This window comes from Pseudomonas vranovensis DSM 16006 (assembly GCF_000425805.1).
In the GTDB taxonomy this organism is placed as follows: Bacteria; Pseudomonadota; Gammaproteobacteria; order Pseudomonadales; family Pseudomonadaceae; genus Aquipseudomonas; species Aquipseudomonas vranovensis.
The window spans coordinates 24,629-48,002 of the sequence record NZ_AUED01000025.1; the positions used below are offsets into that span (position 1 = coordinate 24,629).

The window sequence follows — 23,374 nt, forward strand, 5'->3', positions numbered from 1 at the left end:
ATGCCTAAGGATATAGCAACAAAAGCGCGTGTCGCGCGTGAGTTTATTTCTATAAAACATATGAGTGCCATTGAACGGGCTTCGACCAAAGGCAATTTTGCGATCAGCTTCAGGTCGGCAGGTGTGGCGACGATTAAAGCGTTGGAAAATGGGGCGGCGGCCAAAGGGCATAATATTCTGGAGAAGACGATTAAAGAAAGTTCCCTTGCAAAGTATTATCCTGCGGCGCGAGCCAGGGAGTTGCTTCAGGTGTTACGTCAAGCAGGCCTGGAGGGGTATGTGGGTCATTGGGACCGTACCGGATTGGTAGGGGTTTATTTGAGCGGTCAGTTGGAAGAGGATGCGTCGATTCAACCGATTGATGTGAACAACCTTCCAAGCAGCCTTAATAGGCTAAAAGCAAAACATGCTGACTGGCAAAAAAAAGCCTTTACAGGCGACTATGACGCGCACGACATCATTACGTTTCGGGGGGCCGGAAGGCCTCGAACCGTGCTGGCCGGTTCGCACGAGGAAAAACTGATTATCGATTTAATCAATCGTGAAGTGGCGTTGGATGATAACGCGCGGCCGTTCGCTGTCAGGCAATACAACGTGGTGAGGCATGGCCCCCAGGTCAACTTTTGGTCTTTTATGGTCGCTCATGAAAAAAACCATATGTCTAAAGCTGGTGGTGTTGTCGGGGCGGTCGCCAGGCCGGGGGAGTTCCCTGTTGCCGCGGTTCGGAAAAATACCTGGACCATTATTAATAACGTTGAAGAGTTGGCGCTTTACTACAAATCACTGGGTGCGGTAATCAAAGAAAGTTGGCGGCCTGAAGGCGTACGGGATTTCGTTGATCAGTCGGAGCGTCCCGGTATCGTTAAGTTGGGTCGTCGCCCCTCTCAAATCAGTACCTAACGTATCTAGAAATACACCCTTTGCCGTTATTGATCCCGGACCCTATCGGTGAGCTCCACTTTTGAGACCGGTCTCATTCTCTTGCTTTCGCGGCTCGCTACAATTAATGCCCGGTAGCCGTTGTTCGATAGGCGGAGCGTGACGTGTTGATTGAGGGATATCTATGCCGGAGCAGGTTGTAATGGGTGCATTGTTGAGTTGTACGTTTGGCTCATCGCCGGGCAAGTTAACGCTTTTACCGACAAACCGTTACTGCGTAGAGCGTCAGTTCTCGGCAAATATCATGGACCATAAGCCGATGGTAAATATCACCCCGTTCGGGGTTTGCAAGTCCATCGCCAATCCGCAAGTGAGTGCCGCGACGTCGGCAGCAATGGGGGTGTTGACCCCCATGCCCTGTATACCCGCAACAACCTCGCCCTGGACGCCAGGTGCCATCAAGGGACACGTCGCGGGACAGCCAGCCTTGCACAGCAAATGCACCTGTATGTGCCAATGGGCCGGAGTCATCAAGGTGGATCACCCCGGAACCACGCGAACTACGATCGCCTGAGAGAGTGGGTGAATGATGACTGAAATGCTGCGTTGTACTTTCGCCGGGCCGTCAGGTGCCGATGCCTGGCTGTTTGCCGGTCTTGCAGGTGAAGAAGGGCTGAGCCAACCGTTCGAATACTCCGTCAAGGTACTTAGCCCTGTTGGCGTACTGAGTGCCAACGGGTTGCTGGGTAAGGCGCTGGCGCTGCATATGCCCTACATCGGACCGAGTGGGGAGGTATTGCAACGCACACTGCATGCGTACGTAGTCGGCTTTCGCGGCGTCGCTGATCAGGGCCGTTTACCTTGCTATGAGCTGCTGCTGCGGCCGTGGTTGTGGTTTGCCAATTACGCCAGCCACTTTCGCATCTTCCAGAATCAATCTGTGATCGAAGTACTCAAGGCCGTACTCGCTAACTATCCGGGGGAAGTGGAGTGGGCCGTCACTGAACACTACGAAGTACTTGAATACTGCGTGCAGTACGGTGAGACCGACCTGGCCTTTGTCAGTCGGCTGTTGGAACGCGTCGGGATGTACTACTTTTTTCGGCACACCGAGCAAGGCCACACCCTGGTCGTCACGGACGCCAGCGCTGTGCATACGCCAATCGAAAACGACCACCCCTTGCAGTGGCGCGCTGGCGATGACTCGATCCTGCATAGCCTATGGAACTGGCAGGTGCAGCATACCCTGTGCACGGGCCGGGTCTGTGCCGTGGATTTTGACTTTCTCAAGGCTAACACCCGTGAGGCAGCCCAGTTGAGGGCCGATGCTAGTGTGGCTGTCGATCACGATCAGGGCGCCTATGAGCTTTACCGCTACCCGGGTTACTTCCATAGCTCGGCAGCAGGGGAGGGGGTGACACGGGTACAGGCCCAGGCATTGCATGGTGAGCAGTACCTGGTCAGCGCGACTGGCTGCGCGCCCTATTTGACGCCAGGGTATTGCTTCACCCTGAGTGAGCATCCGGATGACAGCCAGAACAGTGCTTACTTGATTGTTCGCGCTCAGCTCAATGCCGTGTGTATGCCGTCCAATTATGGTGTTGGCGCTGCGCATTTCGAGTGCCACATGGCGGCCATTCCCAGTACACGCCAGTACCGTGCAGAACAGCGAACGCCTCGCCCAAAAATTTCCGGGCCGCAGACGGCGTTTGTGGTCGGTAAAGCGGGTGAACCCCTGTGGGTGGATGAGTTCGGGAGAATCAAGATTCAATTCCACTGGGACCGTGGTGAAGCAACCAATGAAAATTGCTCCTGCTGGGTTCGCGTGGTGCAGCCCTGGGCCGGCCAAAGCCGAGGTGCAGTCTTTTTGCCTCGGGTCGGGCAGGAAGTGCTGGTGGAGTTTTTCGATGGCGACCCGGACCGCCCCTTGGTGACGGGCTGCCTGTACAACGCAGGCATGCGGCCGCCCTACGAATTGCCCGCGCAGGTCGCGCGCAGCGGTATCAAGAGCCAGTCACTGGGCGGGGCAGACGTTTATAACGAGCTGCGCTTCGAAGACAAAGAAGGTGCCGAGCAATTGTTGTTTCACGCCGGGCGCAATCAGGACATTACCGTCGTCAACGATGCCCTGGAACACATCGGTAATGAGCGACACCTCATCGTCGGCAGCAGTTCGTTCAGTCAGGTGGGCCAGGATGCCCACGAGCAAATTGGCGGCGACTACAACCTTCAAGTCGCGGCTGACCACTCTCTGGTAGTGGGCGGCAATCGCAACAGCGAGGTTTCCGGAGCGTACTCTTTGAGTGTTAGTGGTGACCAGCAGGGCATGGTCGCCGGAGCACTCTCGCTGGACGTTGGCTCGGACAGCGATGTCAAAGTGGGCGGCAAGTTCAAGCTGGGAGCCGATAGCGTCGATGTAATGGGCGCTCAAACCCTCACCCTGGAAGCGGGGCAAACCCTCACCCTCAAGGCTGGCGAGAACACCTTGGTGCTGGGGCCCCAAGGGGTGGCGATCAATGGTGTGCAGGTGACGATCGATGGCAAGAGCAAGGTCGACATCAATAGCGGTGGCGGTGGCGGGGCGGCGAGCGCTCAAGCGCCAAAACCAAAAAAACCTCAACAGTCCAAGAAGGCCCTGAAGGCCAAGGAAGCTGATAGTGGCCGTGATTAACATGCGCGCGAGCCGGCGTCGCATTGCTGTATGCGCTGTAGTGCTGACCCCCTTGCTGCTCCAGGGTTGCCAGATGTTTGGCCGGCAACAGACCCCATCGCCGCCAGACCCTCACAAAACGGTGCGCATGGAGGCGGCGCTGGATGTAAACCCGAACCTGTACGGCCGCCCCTCACCCGTGTTGCTCACGGTGTATCAGTTGAGCGAAGCCCAGGCGTTTCTCAATGCTGACCTGCTGCAGCTGGTCAGCGTCGTTCAAGCGCCCAGCACACTATGGTTGGCGCGAACGACATTTCAATTAGTCCCGGGCGAACAGCGTACTCACCGATTTTTACCTGATCCGGCACTGCGGCTTATGGCTGTGGTCGCTGAATACCGCGACCTGGATAACGCCCAATGGCGTGCCGTTGAGGTATTTAATGCCCAGCGCTCGTTGACGCTCAAGGTTGCAGTTGCACGAAGCGCGGTGTCGATCAGCGTAGTGCCAGAACAGCAAGGGGCTTCTACCAATGTTCAGTAACGATAAGGTGGTTTGGTCGGAAGGCATGTTCCTCCAGCCACAACATTTTCAGCAGCTTCAACGCCATTCCAAGGCGCAGTTGATCCAGGCAGTACATGCGATTCATCCCGATGCCTGGGGGTTTACTGCATTGAAGATCGATCCGGCACAGTTGCTTATGGGGCGAATCACCCTCATTGAGTGCAGTGGCATCCTGCCCGATGGCACGCTGTTCGATCTCGACAGCCAGGCGTTGGCCCGGGCCAGTTTCGTGGTACCGGAAGGTGCACGCGAACTTGAGGTGGTGCTGGCGTTGCCGATGACCACTGTGTCCTGTACCGAAGTCGAGCGCGAGCCGGGTGCGAACAGTCTGGCGCGCTATCGCCTGGTCGAGGCTGTGGTACCTGATTGCAACGCCGAGGGTTCGGAGCACGCCACCTTACAAGTGGCGCGACTCAACCTGCGCTTGGCGCGCCAGCAGGACGTCGCACCCACACATGCCTATTTGGGCGCAGTGCGGGTACTGGAGCGTAGCCCTAGTGGTGAGGTGCGTCTTGATGAAGGGTTTATTGCGCCTGTACTCAACTGGCGGTTGGCGCACCCGTTGGCGGTGTTTGTGGATGAGTTTCTCGGTCGAGTCAAACAGCGTGGTTACATGCTGGCTACCAATATGGGAGTTCCCGGGCTCGGTGGTGTTGCAGAGGTCCAGCATTTTTTGATGCTGCAGACGGTCAACCGTGCCGAGTCAGTGCTGTCGCACCTGGCCTCCTATCCGCAGCTCCACCCTGAGCAGTTGTACCGGGAGCTGGTAGGGATCGCCGGTGAGTTGGCGATTTTTTCCGAAGCTGACAAGCGTCCAAAAGGTTACCCGGCTTACCGTCATGACCGATTGGCCGACACCTTTGAACCGGTGATGCAGGGGTTGGCGTACACCCTCAGCGCGCAAGCCGGAACCGATGTAGTACCACTGGTTCTGAACGACAGGGAGCATGGCATTCGTTTCGCAGCCGTGCACGATAGCGGGTTATATGCCACTGCCCGGTTTGTGCTGGCAGTGCGTGCCCAGATACCCGATGACGAGTTGCGTAAAACCTTTCCCTCCTGCCTGAAAATTGGCCCTGGCGAGCGGGTTGCAGACTTGGTCGACTTGCAACTGCCCGGGCTCGATGTGTGTGTCTTACCGGCGGCGCCACGTGAGCTGCCTTACTACGCCGGCTTTAGTTACTTCGAACTGCAGAACGATCATCCATTGTGGCAAGCGCTTAAGGCCGGTGCTGGTTTCGGCTTGCATGTGGCCGGTGATTTTCCAGGTTTGCAACTGGCCTTCTGGGCGATCAAGGAGCCCCAATGAAACACCGACTGCTCAAGCCAATAGCCTCGCTCAGGGCGCGTTTTCGCGGTAGCGCCAGTCAATGTGAGCAGGCACAGCCTCAAGCGCTGCCGCCGATGACAAGTGATGGGTTGGCTCAGCACGCGAGCAGCTTGCTCTATGAGGTGGTGCTGCTGCGAGGACCGGGCCAGGCTCCGGACCTCGATGAGTTACGCGCACGACTGGTCACCCAGGTGCGTACGTTTCATCGACTGGCTGTAGTCGACGGTAGCCCGCCAGCTATGGTCGAGCGGGCACAGTACGCCATTTGCACGCTGCTCGATGAAACCATTTCCAGCGCTGAATGGGGGCGTGGTGGCTGGTCCAGGCACAGCTTGTTGATGATTTTTCACGGGCAGACTTCAGGGGGGGACGGTTTTTTCGCCTACCTCGATGTGGCTGAACTCAAACCTGAAGAAAACCTTCCCTTGCTGGAGTTGATGTACCTGTGCCTGGCCCTTGGCCTTGAGGGGCGCTACCGCATTCAGAGCGAGGGCCGGGCCGCCTTGGCGCTGCGTCGCAACCAGCTATTTGAAACCATCCGTATGCAGCGCGGATACCTGCCTAAGGCGCGCCTGGATCAACACTTGCGCGCGTGGAGCCGCAACCCTTTCAAGCGCCGGCGCTATTTCTGGTGGGGCTGCGGCGTGTTGTCGGTGGGCTTGGCTATGGGCTTGGGGTATCACCTGGAAAACCGCTCCTACCAGACCCTGGTGCGTGTGCAGGCGCTCGAACAAGCGCCGCTGGTCAGCCTCACCCAACAACTTGCCGAGCAACTTTCCGCTGACTTGCGCGCAGGGCGCTTGAATCTGCTGGAGGATGGGCAAGGAGTGCGCTTGATCATCAACGCCTCCGGGCTCTTCGCCCCAGGTGCAAGCGAGGTTGCTGAAGTGTACCGGCCGGTGCTGCGACGAATTGCTGCGGCGCTGGATCAATGGCAGGGGCGGATCAAGGTCATCGGGCATAGCGATGACACGCCGGTTGCCAGGCATCTGGTGTCAAACCAGGCGTTGTCCCAGGTCCGTGCGGAGGCCGTGTTGCAGTTTCTGGTAGGTGAGCACGCCGACCCGCAACGCTTTGTCGCTGAGGGGCGTGGTGAATTCGAGCCCTTGTTTGCCAATGACAGTCCAGATAACCGAGCGCGTAATCGTCGCGTGGAAATTTTCGTGTACGCCGCCGAGCAGTAATGCTCCTGGTTACTCTTATTGTGGGTATTAATGCGATGCTCTTGCGCGCTTTGAAATCCTTGCTGCGCGCTTTGCCGCTGCTGCTGGGGCTCAGCTTTGCACTCTATTTGGTCGTTGGCCACGGCCAACGCCTGGCGATTGATGGTCAAGCGCCATTAGCCAGTCTCGGTTCACGTCTGATCGTCGCAGGATCGATGCTTTGGTTGGCGTCAGTGGTGCTATGGCTTCGCCGCCGCGCGGCCAGAAAAAAAGCGCCTGAAGCGGCCAAAAGCGTGAGCGTCATAGAGGAACCATCAGAGCGTGAGCAACTGTTGCGAGAGCGACTGCAGGCATGGCACCAGCGCGCTGACAGTAAATTGCCGGGCTTCTTGCTGGTCGGCCCGGCCGGTTTCGATAAAGGCCCGTTACAGGGGTTGGCGAATAACCATGAAGACGATCTGCATTGCAGCGCGATGGGTGGCTTTGCCCTCTATGACTTCAGTGGCGCACTACTGAGTCAGCGTCAACCCGAAGAGGTCCGCCTCTGGCGGTTGGCCCTTACTGAATTGCAGCAACGTAGTGCGGTTGGCCGGCCCGTGCGTGGGGTGGTGTTGGCTCTGAGCGCCGCGCAACTACAACAGGCGACGCCGGTAGAGCGCGACCAGTTGGCGTTGACCCTGCGCATGCGCCTTGAGGAGCTGGCCTCCCACTTCGGTAAAGGGCTGACGGTGCAGGTGATTGTCAGCGGTTGCGAGCAGTTGCCTGGCTACACGGCCTCGCTGGCCTGCCTGGCTCCCGAGCAGCGGGCGATGAGCATTGAGTTCCCGCCGGGCAGCAGTAATCGGCAACTGCTGAGTACGCTTGGCACGCGCATGAGCGAGCTGATTGCCGGGCTACAAAGCGGTGAGTATGAGCGGTTACAGCGTGAGCCTGATGTACAGGTGCGCGGGATGTTGTTCGGCTTTTCACCGATGTGGCGCAGTTTCTCGCTAGTGTTACAGGAGGTTCTTCAAACCGCCTTTGGTCAGGAGCGAGGCGTTGCCCAGGTCGGGTTGCAGTCGATACGCTTTACCGCCCAGCCCGCTGATGGTGAGGTGAGTGCGCCGGCCCCGGCGTTTTTGCGGGCAATGCAGTCCTGTAGAAGGGCCGGTCGTTTCCACAGGTTATTGCACCAGGGGCTGACGTGGTCGCGACCGCGTGTTCACTACCTTGTGCTGGCGGCCTGCGTGATGGTGAGTGTGTTGTTACTGCTCCTGCATCGTGATCAGAGTCGCCGACTGGAGCAGGTTGATCGGGAAATCGAGGTGTTACAGCAACGCACAGGCCCGGTGAGTACAGGTGAGTTGAATGCGGCTGCCTTGTTGCGCCTGGATCGTTTGGCCGCCATTGAGCGGCTTGTCGACCAAGGGTGGCTACCGTGGGCGGCGGATCGCGAACTGCGCAGGCACGCATCGCAGTTGTATCGCCAGGGTTTGCAGCAACTATTGCTTGCGGATGTGTTGCAGCGGTTGCACGTAGCGCTGCGGGCCCAGCCTGCCGGCGATACGTACACATTGCGTCGCAGCCTCGGACTCTACCTGATGCTCGGCGGCGAAGGGCGCTTCAATGCGCAGCCGCTGCGCGACTGGTACGTTGATGCGCTGCGCTCGCATGCAGCCAGCGATTTCAGCGAGTTGCAGTACCAGCACCTCGATATCCACCTCGCTCGCCTGTTCAAGCAATTGAGGCACGCTGCGCCGCTGCCGCTAGAGCAAAAGCTGGTCGAGCATGTGCGTGATCGACTTGCCGTACGGCCTTTTGCCGAGCACGTGTTTATTCAGTTACAAGAGCAGTTGTCCAGGTACTCGCTGACGGACTTCAGCGCGGCCTCAGTCCTTGGCGCTCAAGGGCTGTTGCTGTTTTCCCGGCGCAGTGGCGAACACGCTACCCTGGGGGTGCCAGGACAGTTCAGTGTCGAGGGCGAGCAACGGCTGCAGCAACTGCTGGACCCGCTCTTGAACGCTGAGCTGGAGCATGAGCGTCAGCTGATGGGGCGAGCCCAACAACTGGAGGCCGGGCCGCTTAAACAAGAAATCCTCGCGCTTTATTACCAGTCATACATTGAAAGCTGGCAGGCATTTTTTGACGACTTGCAGATCGCCGGCCTCGATCAGGCCGAACATTTACCTCGTCGTATGCTGCAACTGACGCATAAGGATTCGCCGCTAGTGGGCCTGCTGCGTGAGGCGGGGCGGCAAACCGAACTGGCACCTGCGGCCAAACCCCAGGGTTGGCTGGCACGAGCCCAGAAACAGGGCGAGCGCCTGCAGCATGTCGCGCTTGCACAAAGTAGGCTGCCTGCCTTGGAGACGCCGCAACCGAACCCGGTAAACGAGTATTTTCGCCCCTTGCATCAATGGCTGGCCATCACCGATCAGGCGCCTGCCAGCGACGCGTTACTGAGCGTGCTGAAGTCCGCCGCGCAGTTCATTCAGGCTGCGCAAAGCCCCCCACAGCTCAAGGCGAAGCTACCTGCCAATGATGTACTCCAGCATTTGCAAGCGGAAGTCGAGCAATTGCCCGTGCAACTCCAACCTTTGCTGCACGATGTGGTCATGACAAGCCAGCACTGGTTGCAGCAACACAGCAGCCAGTCAGCGCACGCTGCCTGGGAGCGCCAGGTCGAGCCCTTTTGCCAGCGGGCCCTGAATGGGCGCTATCCGTTTGCAAGTGATGCATCGAACCAAGTCTCGCTGGACGACTTCAACCGCTTTTTCGCGGCTGATGGCGTGCTGCAGGGGTTTGTCGAAGAGCACCTGAGCGCCAGTGCCGACATTGTTACGCAGCCATGGCAGGTGAGCGGAAATACCGCTGACGAGGGGGCTGACGCGCAGCTATTGGCCAGCGTCGAACAAGCGTCGCAACTCCGCCAACGCTTTTTTCCCGGTGGGCAGAACGTAGCCGGTTTTGCGTTCGAGGTCAGTCCGCTGAGCATGAGCGAACACATCGCCGAATTCAGCCTCAGTATTGATGGCCAGCATCTGGACTATAGCCATGGGCCTTTGCAATCAGCGGTGTTCGCCTGGCCGGGCAAGGCACTGGGCGGTGAAGTACGAGCCCGTGTGGTCATGCTCGATGGCCGCACCTTGACGCGCAAGGCAGAGGGGCCTTGGGCCTGGTTTCGCCTCGTGGACCAGGCGCGCCTGATTCCTACAGAAGACCTGCAGGTACGGCATCTGGTTCTGGATTTTGACGGTGCAGAAATGCGCTTGCAACTGCGAGTAGGTCACTCGGGGGCACCCTTCGACCGTCAGGGATGGAGCCGCTTTCAATGCTTACGTGAGCGCGCCGCTCCAACGCACCTCGCCTACAGCGTTCAATAATCTCCACCGCGCCATCCGCAGATTCGACAGCGAAAACAGCGTGGTCAGCTGGGCTGTATACTTAGCCACCTCTCGGAAGCGAGTCTTCACCTTACCGAACCGTTGCTTGATCACGCGAAACGGGTATTCGAGTTTCGCCCGTGTCGGCGTTTTGAACCTCTCGATCTGGCGCTTGGCATTGAGATGCCATTCGACAGCTGCACGACGCTCTGCAGATTGCGAGCGTCGGGTAAATCAATGGCGAGCTGCAGCTGGACAGTGAAGAAAAAATTGGGTTAACCGCTAAAATTGAAGATTTTATGGGAAATCTCAAGAAAATCTTTACGACTAATGCCGCCTGAACAGAAAAAGATCCAACTCATCTGGATCATGCGACAGGTTCAGGTGGTGGGATAACAACTGCACTTCCCGTGCAACCTTCCGGATCAAAGCAAAACTCGGAAATGCTTCTTGTCAGCCTCCTCGTGCATCAGAACCGGTGATACGAACTCTACATCGGGACGACCACACATCACCAGGAATCGATAGGATAGACCTTCGGCAGCGGGTCGATTATGGCAGCCGTTTAAGCGCTTGTGCGATAGCATGCCATGCAGAATATTCCGGATCACCCGCAGGAGCTTGCAACGATGAGCTGCTCATATACTTTCGAGCGCTGCGCTGCGGTTTCTCCTGCATGTTGGAGTGGAGAACACCGAGCTTTACTGGCGCGGCGCGAACAAATTTTGCAAATCAGTACGCGAGTCTTCGGCAATCGTGCATTGGGCGAGTCTTGGCTCAGTAAACCAGTGCTTGGACTAGGGCATCGCATTCCGTGTAGCCTGCTGGCAAACCATTTGGAGTACGTGCAGGTTGAGGATTTCCTGTGTCGTCTCGAACACGGAGTCTATACCTGAGCAATGGACAGTTGTGGACTTCACTCCTTCTATCCATCGGTGGCAACCCGCGACTCCTCGCCAGTCCGGCCAGCAGCAAACGCCTCACTCGCCCATTCGTGGATTAGCGAGAGACGAGGTCGAGGCCTATGTCATTCTGCGAGCGAATCGTTTCGGGGCAATCACGTCGAAGTCGTCTGTGGCGGGCGCAGGGGCTTCCGGCTCGAAAATATGATGCATTGTCGCCTCTCTGACGGCAAAGCTAGAGGCAGTCCGGGATTAGTTGACCACTACACCCTATGAGCTTGTTTGGTTTTTAAAGGCCAACATTCAAGACAGGTCCTATGGACCTCAATCCCGTCGATCCCCACTATCTGACCGCTCCTCAGGCCGGGACTAAGAACTTCCAGACACCCTGCCGGCAAGCCTGAACCAGGCCAATCAGAGAAAAGTCGAATGTGCCAACCTTGTAATACTCAAAAGCAACAACCCGCAGCCCCCGAACGACGTCACTTCCTGCGCCTTGCTGGGCTCGGTGCAAGCGCCGCGATACTCACCGGCATGTTGCCTGCCAGCGCCGCCCTGGCTGCCTCCGCCCCCCAGGTACCAAAACCACAAAACCAGCTTGATCCTGACCAGGCGCTGGAGCGCCTGATGGCGGGCAACACCCGCTACATCCAGGGGGTGACCAAGCGCCATGATTTTTTACCCGAGCGCGAGGCCCTGGCCGGCGGCCAGAACCCCTACGCTGCGGTGCTGGGCTGTGCAGATTCACGCATTGCGCCGGAGTACGCGTTCGATACTGGTCGCGGCGATCTGTTTGCCGTGCGCATCGCCGGCAACTTCGTCACCACCAATGGACTGGCCAGCCTTGAATACGCAGTAGCGGTACTAGGCACGCCACTGGTGATGGTACTGGGACATGAAAGCTGTGGTGCGGTGGCTGCCGGGGTCAAGGCGGTAAAGGACGGCGCCCGGTTTCCCGGACAGATCCAGAGCCTGGCCGACGCCATCCGCCCGGCCGTGGAGAAAGTCATCAAGGCGCCGGGTGACCTGCTCAGTAATGCCATCGAGCAGAATGTGCGAGAGACCATGTATAACCTTACCGCCCGCTCATCGGTGTTAAACGAGGCGGTGGCGCAAGGGAAGTTGAAAATTGTCGGCGGCATCTACACGCTGCAGAACGGTCAGGTGCAATTGCTGACGTGAGCCACGGTGGGGGCAACTGTTTAGCACCGACTCTGTGAGAGCGACTTGCCCGCGATCGACCGCGTAGCGGCCGTATTCCAAGCAAGCCCAGATTTGCTGGATGTGCTGGCCTCATAGCTGGCAAGCCAGCTCGCATGGTCTGGCCCCCTCAAAATCTCAGCCGATAATGCTCAGCCATGAAGTCGATGAAAGCCCGTACCTTGGCCGGCATGTGCCGCCCCTGTGGGTGCAGCACGTAGTAATGACGCAAGCCCAGGGTGCAGTCCGGTAGGATTCGCACCAGGCGACCGGTAAGCAGGTCTTCCTGAACGGTGGCACGGGTGAAGGCAGCAATGCCACCGCCGGCCAGGGCACAGGCATGCAAGGCGACTATGGCATCGGTGTGAAAGATGCTGTCCGGGGATAGCGTGACCGGCTCGCCCTGATCGGGGAGTACGCTCCAGGTGGTGTTCGAGCCATACGTCAGCAGTTGATGATTGCGCAAGGCCTCTACGCTGCGTGGCAAGCCGTGCTTACCCACATAAGTGGGTGAAGCCACCAGTATCATCGGCGACGCGCCGAGCAAGCGCGCTACCAGGCTGCTGTCGAGCAAGTCCGCACAAATGCGCAACGCCACATCAAAGCCGTCGGCCACCAGGTTGGCGAAGGGGTCGGAGCAGGACAGGTCAACGCGCACATCCGGGTATTTTTTCTGGAACGTCGGCAGCCAGTTCGCCAGGTCCAGGGTCCCGATGACCAACGGAGCGCTGATGCGCAACACCCCCGAAGGCCGTTCGTGCTCATGGGCAATGGCCAGGGCTGCAGCATCCAAGCGCTCGAGAATATCCACGCACGCCTGGTAATAGCGCTCCCCGGCCACGCTCAGGCTCATACGCCGGGTATTGCGGTTTATCAGACGCACACCAAGCTCGGCCTCCAGTTGCTGCAAATGGCGCGAAACCGAAGAGTGCGTGGCATCCAGCCGCGCGGCGGCGGCAGAAAAACCCTGGGCTTCGACAATGCAGCGAAACACGCGCATGGCCCGCATCTGATTCATAGGCAGTTACCGAACAGGAAGTTTGAGAATTTGCGCAGTGGTCATCACATCGCCAAAAGTATCTTCCACTTCAGCCAACGCGGCGTGGTGTAAGGCGTCCTTGTCGATGGACACACCATTAGCGCGGGTAATGGCGCGAGTGGCCGAGGCATCGGAGGCCACGATCACGTTGTAGCCCAGTGGGGCGGCATCACGGGCAGCACCGGCGACGCAGGCGTGGGTCATCAAGCCCGAGACGATCACCGTCTCAACGCCAGCTTTTTGTAGGCGCTCGTTCAGGTTGGTGCTGCCAAACACACTGACAGTGGTCTTTTGCAGCACCACATCCTGGGCGCGCGGCTGCATATCGGGATGGAACTTTACCGTTTCACCGTCGATGGCAAACACCGCAGAGCCCGCCGGAGCAACATGCTGAACGTGATACACCGGCATTTTTTGACGGTCGGCGAAGGTCACCAGTTCACGGGCGTTTGCCAGGGCCGAGACACCGTCGGGGATCGGCATTTTGCCGTTGAAGTATTCATTCTGAAAGTCGATCACCAGCAGTGCCGTTTTGCCGACGGGCAACTGGCTGGCTGGCGTGGCGCCAGACATCGCCCGAATGGTTGGTTGCTTCTCGGCCATGGCACTGGTGCTGGCCAGCACGCCGGAGAAGACGCAAGCAGCGAGGAATCGACGGGTAAAACGTTGCATGGGTATTTCCTTGATCAAGTGTGTGAGCAAGGAAATGTTAAGCTCGCACTACCGGCGCGAACACAGTGGCGCCGGCACAACACCTGTGTGGTTTTCGCACAGACCACAGGCCTCACACGGCCTGCTGCAGGAAGCTGCGCACACGGGCATACACCTGCGTGTCACCGCACAACAGCACCACCGAGTCACCGGCAGCGGCCCCCTTCAATGCCTGCACAACCTCGTGCCCGACCACCCCGATATGTGGGATATAGCGCATATGGCGGGTAGCCGTGAGTGGCGGATGGCAGTCCTGCAACTTCAGCAGGTTGAAGCACAGCGACACCTGTAGAGGCTTGCCGAAATAGCAGACATTGAGAATGTCGAACTCGTCGCCATCGCCAGGGATGGCAGCGCGGGTGCTTTGAACAGTCGTCATCAATTGTCTCCCAACGGGGTCTTCAAGTACGTGGTTCAAGCGTTGAGCACGCCTCTGATTTTGAACAGTTCCATATCGGAGCGCACACCCAGTTTGCGAAAGGCCGACTGCTTCTGGGCGCTGATAGTTTTACGGCTGCGGTTGAATTTACGGCCGATCTGCGACACAGAGAGCCCTTCAAGGCTACATCGCAATACTTCTTGCTCGCGTGGCGACAGTGAGACGTGGTTGACGAGCTCGGACGTGTCGGGTGACTTGCTTGCGCAGATATCCGCTTCGCCCGGGTCCTCCACACCCTCGGTATAGCGAGTGGATGAATGGCCCAACTCAAGGGCATTGTCTCTGCTCAAGTAGATTTTCTCCCGAGCGACATGCCGAATGGCATGGAGCAATTCTTCGACGGGCTCGGATTTACCGATAAAGCCACGCGCACCTGTCTTCAGGCACAAGCCAATAATCGCCAGCGATTCCATCGATGAAAAAACCAGAATACGCACGGTCGGCAGTCGAATACGCAACATGCGTATAAGGTTCAGGCCATCGAGCTCGTTCTGCCGCATTGAGTAGTCCATGACCAACACATCAATCTGGGTTGCGCCTGCGTCTGCCAGCAGCTCCCTGCTGCCGGAATACACGGCGACAACCTCGATATCCCGTTCTTGCTCCAGATAGTGCTTGAATCCATTGCGAATGATCGCGTGATCGTCCAGCAAAGCGACGCGCAGTGGGGCTTGATCAGACCACTTCATCGTTCGGAGCTCCTTTGAGTCAATAGCAGCGCTGCCCTGTTCACCGTGCAAAGCACACTCTGCAGCCGCACAACAGTAGAAGAGGGTTACGCTGAAGAAACGTGGTGAGCCGATCCGCATCGCAACCTGAAGCAGTGGATCAAGTCATCGAAACGTCTGGCAGAACAGTGCTCGCCACTCAGTCATGGCGGGCATTCTGTAGGAGGAGGCCCGGCATTGACGTCGGGCAAATCCTTCATTGTTGTAGGGCGTTTCTGAAGCCGGGGCGACCAAGAACACCTTCAGCGTCCTTGCTCATCCTGCCTAGTGATGGTTCTCCAGTGCTTCCACCAGGTGCGCAATGGCTTCACGCAACGGTGCAGCGCAAACCTGCAGATCGGCTGCAGCGTCTTGCATGGCGGATTGCTCCAGAGCCTGGCAACAACTGATCAAATGATGCGCCTTGATGATCCGCGCCCCGCCCCTGACGCGATGCGCCAAGTTGGCCAACCCTCGGCTGTCACCGTTGGCCAGCAACAGGTCAAGTTCTTGTACGTCATCGTGCAGGCTCTGAATCAACTCGCCCAGCAGGCTGAGTACCTTCTCATGATTGCCGACAGCGAGTTGCTCTAGGGTGCTCAGGTCAAACATTGCCAATACCTGCTCAACCTGAACATCGGGAGTCGACTCGAAGCCTTGAACGGCACCCAGGCGACGCGCCAGCTCGGCAAGGCTGGTGGGCTTGAACAGACAGTCATCCATACCGGCAGCCTGGCAGCGTGCCAGCTCATCCGCCATGGCATTGGCGGTAAAGCCCAGCAGCAAACACGCTGGAATGCGTTGCTGGCGCTCTTTAGCGCGTATCAGACGGGCCATTTCGTAGCCATTCATCACCGGCATATGGCAGTCCGTGATCACCACGTCGAAGTGGTGCTTGCTCCACAGCGCCAGACCTTGCTTGCCGTCAACAGCCTCAACCACCTGATGCCCCAGGAACGCCAATTGCTGGGACAGCACCATGCGGTTGGCGGGGTAATCGTCAACTACCAGAACGCGCTGTACCAGACCGGTTTCCGGCAGGTGCGTCAACGCTGCCTGGGTCGCCAACGGTGCCAGACGCTTCAGCGTCAGGGTGATCTTCGCTTCGGTACCTACACCCAAGAGGCTGTCGAGGGTCAGGCTGGCGCCCATCTTCTCGCAAAGCGAACGACTGATGACCAGGCCCAGCCCCGAACCGCTACGGGCGTGCTGGTGGTTGTTGCTGGCCTGAACGAAGGGTGCGAACAGCCCTTGGATATCGTCTTTGGGAATACCGACGCCTGAATCGATCACGCGAATTTCCAGGGTCATGTCCTGAGCTTGCACCGGAGTATGGACGGTCAAGGAGATAGCGACGCCCCCCTTATCGGTAAACTTGATGGCGTTACTCAGCAAATTTGACAGCACCTGCTTGAAGCGAAGCGGATCTATCAGTACATCGCAGTCGGCTTGTTCATCCAGTTCGACGCTCAGATCGATATGCTTGTCCCGAGCCTGCCCCTCGAATACCCGCACCACCGACTGCACTAGGGTATGTAGATTGGCCCGTTCCGGGGTCAGGGTCATGCGCCCGGACTCGATGCGGGCGATGTCCAGAATGTCACCGATCAATTCCAGCAGGTGTTTGGCAGCGCCAGAGGCGACCTCGATGGCAAGCCGGTCAAGTATGTTTTGCTCCGCCTTTTTCAAGGCCAATTCGAGCATGCCGATCACTGCATTGAGCGGCGTGCGGATTTCATGGCTCATTGTCGCCAGAAACTGCGTCTTCGCCCGGCTGGCATCATCGGCGCTCTGCAATAGCCGCTGACGTTCACTGATGTCGATCCAGCCAGCAATGATTCCGGCCATTTCGCCGTCACCACGACGATACGGCAGCATCCAGTGGAAAATCGTCAGCACTTCGCCATTGGCCAAGGTCAACCGATTGTCCCGCACCAGGGGCTGGCCACTGTGCATCACCTGAAAATACAAGGCCTCGTAAGCCTCGCCCTCCTCAGAGGTGGTCAAGGGGGCTTCCGTCACGCGCTTGCCGATGACCGCCTCCTGGTTGACCCCAAACACATTCAGGTAAGACGCATTACAGAGCAGCAGGCGGGCATCGCGGTCACGCACATAGATAGGGTTCGGTGTGCCGTCGACCAGCACCCGCATGAACTCGATCTGGTCGGTCAGGGCGCGTTCGGCCTGCTCGCGTCGGCGTATCTGCCGGCGCAACAAACTGATCCAGAGAAATGCAGCCAACAGCAGAATCGCCACCACCGTCCCGCCTTGGACTATGACCGAACGGTAGGTTTCCCAGTAGTTGTCCGCGACCACCACTTCGCGTCGCCAGCGGTTGGTCAGCACGTCCAGTTCGTCGGGAGGGATGCTCAGCATGGCCTTGTCGAGGATGCTGTGCAGCTCTTTCTCCTTGGGACTTACCGCAAACGCCATGTGCCCGGGGATGTTGCCGACGGTAGCGGTGATACGCAGTTTGCCCCGGTATTGCCTGGAAATCATGTAGCGGGCGCTGATCAAGCTGTTCACGGCAGCATCGACCTCACCACGGGCCACCATGGCCATGGCATCCAGGGCATCCTTTGACGCCACCTGCGTGATGTGCGGATAGTTGAGCGACAGGTAGCTGTCCAGCGCATTGCCCTGGATGACGGCAAGGCGTTTGCCGCTCAGGTCCTCCAGGGTATTGGGGGCTTGCGGCTGGTCTCGGCTGATCAGCACAAATGCATTGGTGAAGTATGCCCTGGAAAAGTTGAATTCTTTTTCCCGTGCCTGGCTGGGTGTCAGCGCAGCGAGCATATCGGCTTCACCGCGGGCCACTTTATCTGAAGCATCGGCCAGTGAGGCGCTGGCCTTCACATCGAACGTCAACCCGGTGCGAAAGCTGATGGTATTCAGCACATCCGCAGCGATACCACGAAACTGTCCGGCGTCATCCAGGAACGTGAACGGCATGAAGCCTTCGATGAATAGCACCCTAACTTTTGGGTGTGCCTGTAACCATTGCTGCTCCGCCTCGGAGAACTGCAGCTTGAGCTGCCCGCGCATGCCCAGGGCGTCAGCCCCCCAGCGGCGCATGATCAGACCGCGCTGATCGGCATCGATGCCAGATAACGCCATGTTGATCAGACGCAATAGGGTGCTATCGGCCTGGCGAACTGCAAAGCCGAAGCTGCCAGGCTCCAGTGAGGCGAAATTGGCCAGCTCGACATTGTTCAAATAGCTGTTGTTGACCAGGTAATTGGCCCCCAGCAAATTACCCAGAAATACATCGGCCTGGCCGAACGCCACAGCGCCCAGGGCACTGATGGTTGACGGGTAGACCTGCAACGAAGCGTCCGGATAGACCCGCTGCACGGTATCGGTAGGCAGGTAGTGATAGGCCATTGCCAGACGTTTGCCGGCAAGGTCAGCATTGCTGTCCTGCGACTCGCCGATGCGGGTAACCAGCGTGGGTAGATCATCGGCATAGGCCTGGCTCAACACCAGGTCGGCATCGCGCACATCGTAGATATTGGCACTGCCCAGCACATCGATCTCACCGTTGCGCAGGGCCGCGATCGCCTGTTGGCGAGAGGGGTAACGCACGACGTCCACGCGCAGGTTCAACAGCTCGGCAATCAATGCCGCCATATCGGCAGTGATGCCTTGGTAGTCCTTGGCGTTGGCGGTGATATCGAAGGGGGGATAATCCGGCACCGAGGTTCCCAAACGCAGCGTGCGTTTGTTCCATAACCATCGGCGGTCAGCTTCCCTCAGCGGCAGGCTGAGCGCTTCTGCCTGTGAGCGCCCGAGCAGCGCCAACGGTTCAGGCTGTGCCTGGGCGGCAAGGGTGCTGCCCAACAGCAACAGCATTACAAGACCGGCCAGCACGTTGCGCATGAGTGTGCTCATCAGGGCAGGTTCAGATCAAATGATGGCGTTTGGCGAAATCCGCCAGGTCCACCACCGATGCAACACCGAGCTTGCCTATCAGGCGCACCTTGTACGTGCTGATGGTCTTGGTACTGAGCATCATATCGTCACTGATGTCCTTGTTGCTCACACCCCGCGCCAGTTGCTGCAGCACCATCAACTCCCGATCGGACAACGTAGCAATGCGCTCGTCTTCACTTGCCTCGTTGTCACTTCGGCGCACGGACGCCACCGACAGATTGGGAAAATAGTTATAACCCGACATCACTACATGGATGGCCTTGCTCAGGTCATTGAGGTCGTCCATCTTGGAGACATAGCCCGAGGCGCCGGCATTCATGCAGCGCGTTGAAAAGTAACTGGCCGGTTGCGCAGTCAGTACCAGGGTCTTGCTCGGTAACCCCTGCGCAGCAATGCGCGCAATGACCTGCAAGCCATCCAGCCGTGGAATACCGATATCCAGCACAATCAATGCGGGCACGTGGGTACGTGCCAGTTGTACAGCGTCGGCTCCGTTATCGGTCTCTGCGACAACGTCAAAGTTTTCCTGTTGCAGCACCATCTTCACGCTGGCGCGAATGAACGGGTGATCATCGACAACAATCGCTTTATGCATACGTACTCCATTACTTGCCGACGCTGTGCGCCTGGTCGTTTATCATTATTCGCATTGGCTGGCGGATCGATAACCGCTCAAGACCAAGTCCTGCTATTACGTCGACAAGCGTAGCGCCAGTACGGCGCTCGGTGTTGGCGATTGACCGACGTTCAATCCCAACCCTGTCGCTGCACGCACTTAAATATAACGGATCTCGATAGTTGCCGATCCATCGAGCTCCACGGCTTCGTTCAGTTCCAGCACAACGATAGGCAAGACAGTCAACGTTGCTCTGAGCTGCTCCAACGCCTCTAGCCCATCGGTGCTGCCATCGCGATCACTGAATCCCAGCCAGGCGTTTTTACTGATCAACGTGGCGCTAACCCGTGCTGCAGACCAGGTACTGCCGGCGGTCGTCGACTGGGTCATGAAAGCACTGCCAAATGCATCGGCCTGGACGGCATCGACGCTGACGGAAAACCGGCCGATTCGATTCCCGGCGCTGTCCATCCCCAGTCCAGAATCGCTGTCGCTGCTGCCGGAGGCGCTGCCGTTGCGGCTATCCACGGTATGCAGGGCAAAACGTGCCGGTGCATCGCAGTGGATGTTCAATTCAACGGTGCGCGGTGACAGCGGCGTGTCGCTCGTTTGGCTCAGTTGTTGCGCCGTGCGCGTTCCAAAGTTGACTTCACCGCCGCCGGTCAGCGTGGGTACGCACGAGGCCGGTAAGGCCGCGGTTCGCAGGTTGAGTTCCCGGCTTATGCCCGAACGGGTCAACTCGAACACACCGGTATCTTCCCAGACCGTTTCATCGCGTACGCGCAATGCCTCTTCCTGAGTCCAGGTCGTCACCTCCAACTGCACCTGAAGGGTTCGCCCTTGAGCAACTTGCCCTGACTGAACTGGAACGATGCCTTTATCAGCCCCCCACAGCAAACGGCTCTCGATCTGCGAAGGCACCTCCTCGGGTGCCGTCACCAGGCCCATATCCACTTGCGCACCGTCAAGCAATGCGCTGCCAACCTGGATTGGATCTGGTAGCTGCCCAGATCGCCCAGCCGCAGGCGGCCTGCGCCTTTAGCCAAGCGACGGCGCTCCCTCAAGGGAAAACTGATACTGGCGTACACCGAATTGCCGGTATTGTCTGCGCCGCCTATGCCGCGATCGGCCGTTACTGAAATCGATGCCCCTTTGAAACTGGTACCCCAGGAAACCCCGACGCGGCTGCTCTTCTCGCCATTGAACATAGTCCCCTCCAAGTAGTTAGCATTGAAGCTGCCCAACGATGGATGTGACCAACCAAGGCCTGCATCGAGCTGGTTGCGGTTACGCGTGCGCATGGCATCCTCGCTCGGCGGCAACGTGGCTTCCTGGAGCTCACGGTAGCCCTGGGTCTGATGGGGGATGGCGCCATTGACCGACCAACTGTCCCCCAGGCCTTGCGACAGGCTCAGACGTGCCTGCGTGCCCTTGGCCCCTTCGCGCGGCGCACGTGTACCCACCAGGTCGACACGGCTCTGCGCCCTGTCCCAGGGCGCATGCCCAAGGCTGACGCCAGCGGAACCATAGTCACTGGACGCCAGCGCCCCGGTACTTATCGACGATTTGCCGCCCAACCCGCCCGTCCACCTGGCGCTCACCACCGGGGTATTGAACGCCCCCTCAACATTGCGCACGTGCTCGACATCGAGCACGTAAGGTTTCTCTCTCAAGTGGAAGAAGCACAAACGCGGTAAAACACTACGCGGTCATTTCAAGCGCTAACGTGCAGAAATGAACCTGCGAAAAGGCTGAACTAAATCCGACGAGGCATATATGAGACTCGGCCTAAAGTAGCGCTACTTCATGCATGTGCAGTACGCGCAAGTGGGTGATTGCTCACCCGCAGGCTCGTTCCGATAGCGACCGGCAATGCAGGGACAATCAGCCTTGCTGGAAGATTGACGCTCCAGCCAGTGCAGTAACTCGGTCGCTGGCATCGGCTTGGCGGCAAAGTCACCTAGGCCGATGGTGGCACCCAGGGTTACCAGGGCCTGACGCTGCGCTTCGGTTTCCACGCCCTTGCATATCACCAACATCCCCAGGCTGTTGCCTAGTGTCAGCGTGCTGGCAATGGCCGCCCCACAGTGGCTGTCATCGGGCAGATTCTGCACAAAGGTCTTGTCGAGCTTGATCTCATTGAATGGCATATGGCATAGGCGCATCAGTGATGAGTAGCTCGAGCCAAAATCATCGATCGCCAAGCGACAGCCCAGCATGCGTAGGCGAATCAAATTCTCAAGCGTGGCAACCGACAAGTGAAGAGCATTGCGCTCGCTTAGCTCCAGCGTCAAATTGCAGCCCGGGACGTCATGTTCGGCCAGTAGTGCCTTGACCCGGTGGGGGAAGCTTCTTTGGCTCAGTTGCGCGCCTTCGACCCTCAAGGAAACATTCAGTGGGCAGCCCTGTTTTAGAGCTTTTTTCTGCAATTTAAGACTTTGCTGGAGTAGCGTCGTCAAGAGGCTATCCCTCAACTCCATACAATCCAACATGGGTAGAAACGTTGAGGGCGCAATAATACCCAGGGTCGGATGGTTCCAGCGAGCGCGCACTTCAACGCAATGAACCTGACCATTGCTCAAGTTGAACCTTGGCTGAAAGTAGGCATCGAACTGTTCTTCGGACAACGCGTGATACACCGCCTGCCGAGTGGGCTGCTGGTCCACTGTAAGGCGTGGAGGGGGAGCAAAGCGAGTATTGATATAGTGCTCAAACAGCCTCTTCAGCGCCTGAGCATCGAGCCGTTTATCAAGCTCAGCGAGTACTTGCAACCCCATCATCGCGGACAGTTGCCGAAAAGAACGCCTGATATCAGGTGCAAGCTCCCCCATGAAAATCAGCGCTTTTACGTTGCTGGTCAATGCAACATCATGAAGAAAGTCCAGGATGTCAATTGCACTCATGCGAGGGTTGCAGATGAGGATGTCTATATTCTCTTGTTTCAGTATTTTTAACGCTTCGATCCCGCTGGATGCCGTGCGCACCTGCTGGCAACCAGCCTGCCTCAACAGGTCGATTACACGTTCACACCGATGATCAATAACTAAAACTCGTGGCTTAACATTCGACATAGGGTAGCTCGGCACAAACGGTCGCCTGATAATAACAGGGTGAGAGAACTTCGCTATAAGACCTGTCTCAAACAGCATTCAGGCCCACCGTATATAGGTATTTATTTCAATGGCCAGAACATTATTTAAGACCGATCTTATAGTGCGACGCTAAGGGCGCAATACAATGGCGCCATTTTAGCGTTGAGCCCAAATCAGGAGTCGTTGTGACGGATAAAATACAGCTAATAAATGCACTATTAAGGCTCAATGAAGACCAGGTTGCCTTGAGACTATCCAACGAGGAAATTGCCGAAAAGGCGGGCAACTATTACGCCAATATTGGCAGCATTCTGAGCGCTGAACTTTATCCCTCTGTGCTGAATAAAAACAGTGTTCACGTGTCTACGAAACCAGGGGCGATTCATATGCGTGTCAGGGGCACATTGGCCAAGCTGGCGAGCACGGTCATTAGCGTTCCGGGATGAAGCTGTAGGGCCTGAGACCTTACCTGCGCAGCTTGCCGGGTATTCTCAGCGGTGTCAGCACCGTGCGGTGATGGCTTATGAATGCCTCAATGCACAGCCGTCCCCGCAATCGGCCACAGAGACGGCAAGCGCGAAGAAGAAAGCGATGCAGTTGTTGCCGACAGTAGAAGACGAGCAATGGCGGAGCGACAGTGATGCGGCAGGGCACCTTGCGCAGAAATCCTACCGAAATGAGGGCGGTAGAGTAGGGCGGTCGCGTGGGCGGCTGCGTCGGCTACCCACCGACCGTTGAGCAGCGCGGAGTTCACCTGAAACCTAGCCAAATATGCGTGTTACTCGCACG

The 23,374-nt window shown here is 57.9% G+C and carries 19 protein-coding genes and 1 pseudogene; 10 read left to right on the plus strand and 10 right to left on the minus strand.

The features are described 5' to 3' along the window. The 7 genes from H621_RS0118135 to tssM all read left to right on the plus strand — a co-directional run bounded on the left by H621_RS0118135 (nucleotide 1) and on the right by tssM (nucleotide 9,946). Nucleotides 1–900: a hypothetical protein gene (locus tag H621_RS0118135; protein WP_028944759.1), complete on the plus strand. Its 900-nt coding sequence runs from the start codon at nucleotides 1–3 to the stop codon at nucleotides 898–900. A gap of 163 nt (nucleotides 901–1,063) precedes the next feature. Further along, the gene (locus H621_RS28170) at nucleotides 1,064–1,453 is read left to right on the plus strand and encodes a DUF4280 domain-containing protein (protein ID WP_167332131.1); all 390 of its coding nucleotides are present in this window, start codon (nucleotides 1,064–1,066) and stop codon (nucleotides 1,451–1,453) included. A gap of 12 nt (nucleotides 1,454–1,465) precedes the next feature. Beyond that, on the plus strand, nucleotides 1,466–3,550 hold the full coding sequence (locus H621_RS0118145) for a type VI secretion system Vgr family protein (RefSeq protein WP_245219093.1): 2,085 nt from the start codon (nucleotides 1,466–1,468) through the stop codon (nucleotides 3,548–3,550). A 1-nt stretch (nucleotide 3,551) separates the two neighbouring features. After that, on the plus strand, nucleotides 3,552–4,070 hold the full coding sequence (gene tssJ / locus H621_RS0118150; RefSeq protein ID WP_036990041.1) for a type VI secretion system lipoprotein TssJ: 519 nt from the start codon (nucleotides 3,552–3,554) through the stop codon (nucleotides 4,068–4,070). Further along, the gene (tssK, locus tag H621_RS0118155) at nucleotides 4,060–5,400 is read left to right on the plus strand and encodes a type VI secretion system baseplate subunit TssK (RefSeq protein WP_028944762.1); all 1,341 of its coding nucleotides are present in this window, start codon (nucleotides 4,060–4,062) and stop codon (nucleotides 5,398–5,400) included. Before tssJ ends, tssK begins: the two co-directional genes overlap by 11 nt. After that, nucleotides 5,397–6,605 (plus strand): type IVB secretion system protein IcmH/DotU, encoded by a 1,209-nt coding sequence (gene icmH / locus H621_RS0118160; protein ID WP_028944763.1) that lies wholly within the window; start codon nucleotides 5,397–5,399, stop codon nucleotides 6,603–6,605. The genes tssK and icmH overlap by 4 nt, the downstream gene beginning before the upstream one ends. After that, complete coding sequence (gene tssM, locus H621_RS27230) at nucleotides 6,605–9,946, plus strand: type VI secretion system membrane subunit TssM (protein WP_156905624.1); 3,342 nt, start codon at nucleotides 6,605–6,607, stop codon at nucleotides 9,944–9,946. The genes icmH and tssM overlap by 1 nt, the downstream gene beginning before the upstream one ends. On the opposite strand, the pseudogene H621_RS29000 reads toward tssM, so the two are convergent. Beyond that, a pseudogene (locus H621_RS29000) lies at nucleotides 9,899–10,123 on the minus strand (IS5/IS1182 family transposase); the annotation flags it as partial. The gene tssM and the pseudogene H621_RS29000 overlap by 48 nt on opposite strands. Before the next feature lie 452 nt (nucleotides 10,124–10,575). On the opposite strand from H621_RS29000, the gene H621_RS29305 reads away from it, so the two are divergent. Together H621_RS29305 and H621_RS0118170 are read left to right on the plus strand one after the other, a co-directional pair. Then, nucleotides 10,576–10,842, plus strand: a complete 267-nt coding sequence (locus H621_RS29305; protein WP_425337428.1) for an antitoxin Xre/MbcA/ParS toxin-binding domain-containing protein — start codon at nucleotides 10,576–10,578, stop codon at nucleotides 10,840–10,842. A gap of 435 nt (nucleotides 10,843–11,277) precedes the next feature. After that, a complete protein-coding gene (locus H621_RS0118170) occupies nucleotides 11,278–12,030 on the plus strand; it encodes a carbonic anhydrase (protein WP_028944764.1) in 753 nt (250 codons plus the stop codon). 148 nt (nucleotides 12,031–12,178) lie between these two features. Here the strand turns inward: H621_RS0118170 and H621_RS0118175 are convergent, their stop codons facing one another. The 9 genes from H621_RS0118175 to H621_RS27240 all read right to left on the minus strand — a co-directional run bounded on the left by H621_RS0118175 (nucleotide 12,179) and on the right by H621_RS27240 (nucleotide 22,642). Then, entirely contained in the window at nucleotides 12,179–13,066 is an 888-nt protein-coding gene (locus H621_RS0118175; RefSeq protein ID WP_028944765.1) for a LysR family transcriptional regulator, read from the minus strand. 6 nt (nucleotides 13,067–13,072) lie between these two features. Further along, nucleotides 13,073–13,759 carry a cysteine hydrolase family protein gene (locus H621_RS0118180; RefSeq protein ID WP_028944766.1) on the minus strand — a complete coding sequence of 229 codons (687 nt, stop codon included), beginning with the start codon at nucleotides 13,757–13,759 and terminating at the stop codon, nucleotides 13,073–13,075. A gap of 112 nt (nucleotides 13,760–13,871) precedes the next feature. Beyond that, entirely contained in the window at nucleotides 13,872–14,177 is a 306-nt protein-coding gene (locus H621_RS0118185) for a hypothetical protein (RefSeq protein ID WP_028944767.1), read from the minus strand. 35 nt (nucleotides 14,178–14,212) lie between these two features. Then, entirely contained in the window at nucleotides 14,213–14,926 is a 714-nt protein-coding gene (locus H621_RS0118190; protein ID WP_028944768.1) for a response regulator transcription factor, read from the minus strand. A gap of 303 nt (nucleotides 14,927–15,229) precedes the next feature. After that, a complete protein-coding gene (locus tag H621_RS0118195; RefSeq protein WP_028944769.1) occupies nucleotides 15,230–18,835 on the minus strand; it encodes a transporter substrate-binding domain-containing protein in 3,606 nt (1,201 codons plus the stop codon). A gap of 10 nt (nucleotides 18,836–18,845) precedes the next feature. Then, nucleotides 18,846–19,472: a response regulator transcription factor gene (locus H621_RS0118200; protein ID WP_028944770.1), complete on the minus strand. Its 627-nt coding sequence runs from the start codon at nucleotides 19,470–19,472 to the stop codon at nucleotides 18,846–18,848. A gap of 180 nt (nucleotides 19,473–19,652) precedes the next feature. Further along, nucleotides 19,653–20,441 carry a DUF1120 domain-containing protein gene (locus H621_RS27235; RefSeq protein WP_051270602.1) on the minus strand — a complete coding sequence of 263 codons (789 nt, stop codon included), beginning with the start codon at nucleotides 20,439–20,441 and terminating at the stop codon, nucleotides 19,653–19,655. Next, a complete protein-coding gene (locus H621_RS27775) occupies nucleotides 20,429–21,148 on the minus strand; it encodes a fimbria/pilus outer membrane usher protein (protein WP_028944771.1) in 720 nt (239 codons plus the stop codon). Before H621_RS27775 ends, H621_RS27235 begins: the two co-directional genes overlap by 13 nt. A gap of 144 nt (nucleotides 21,149–21,292) precedes the next feature. Next, nucleotides 21,293–22,642 (minus strand): EAL domain-containing response regulator, encoded by a 1,350-nt coding sequence (locus H621_RS27240; protein WP_051270605.1) that lies wholly within the window; start codon nucleotides 22,640–22,642, stop codon nucleotides 21,293–21,295. Nucleotides 22,643–22,770: 128 nt separating this feature from the next. Between H621_RS27240 and H621_RS0118220 the strand changes: the two genes are divergently transcribed. Beyond that, complete coding sequence (locus tag H621_RS0118220; RefSeq protein WP_028944772.1) at nucleotides 22,771–23,031, plus strand: hypothetical protein; 261 nt, start codon at nucleotides 22,771–22,773, stop codon at nucleotides 23,029–23,031. Nucleotides 23,032–23,374 lie beyond the last annotated feature (343 nt).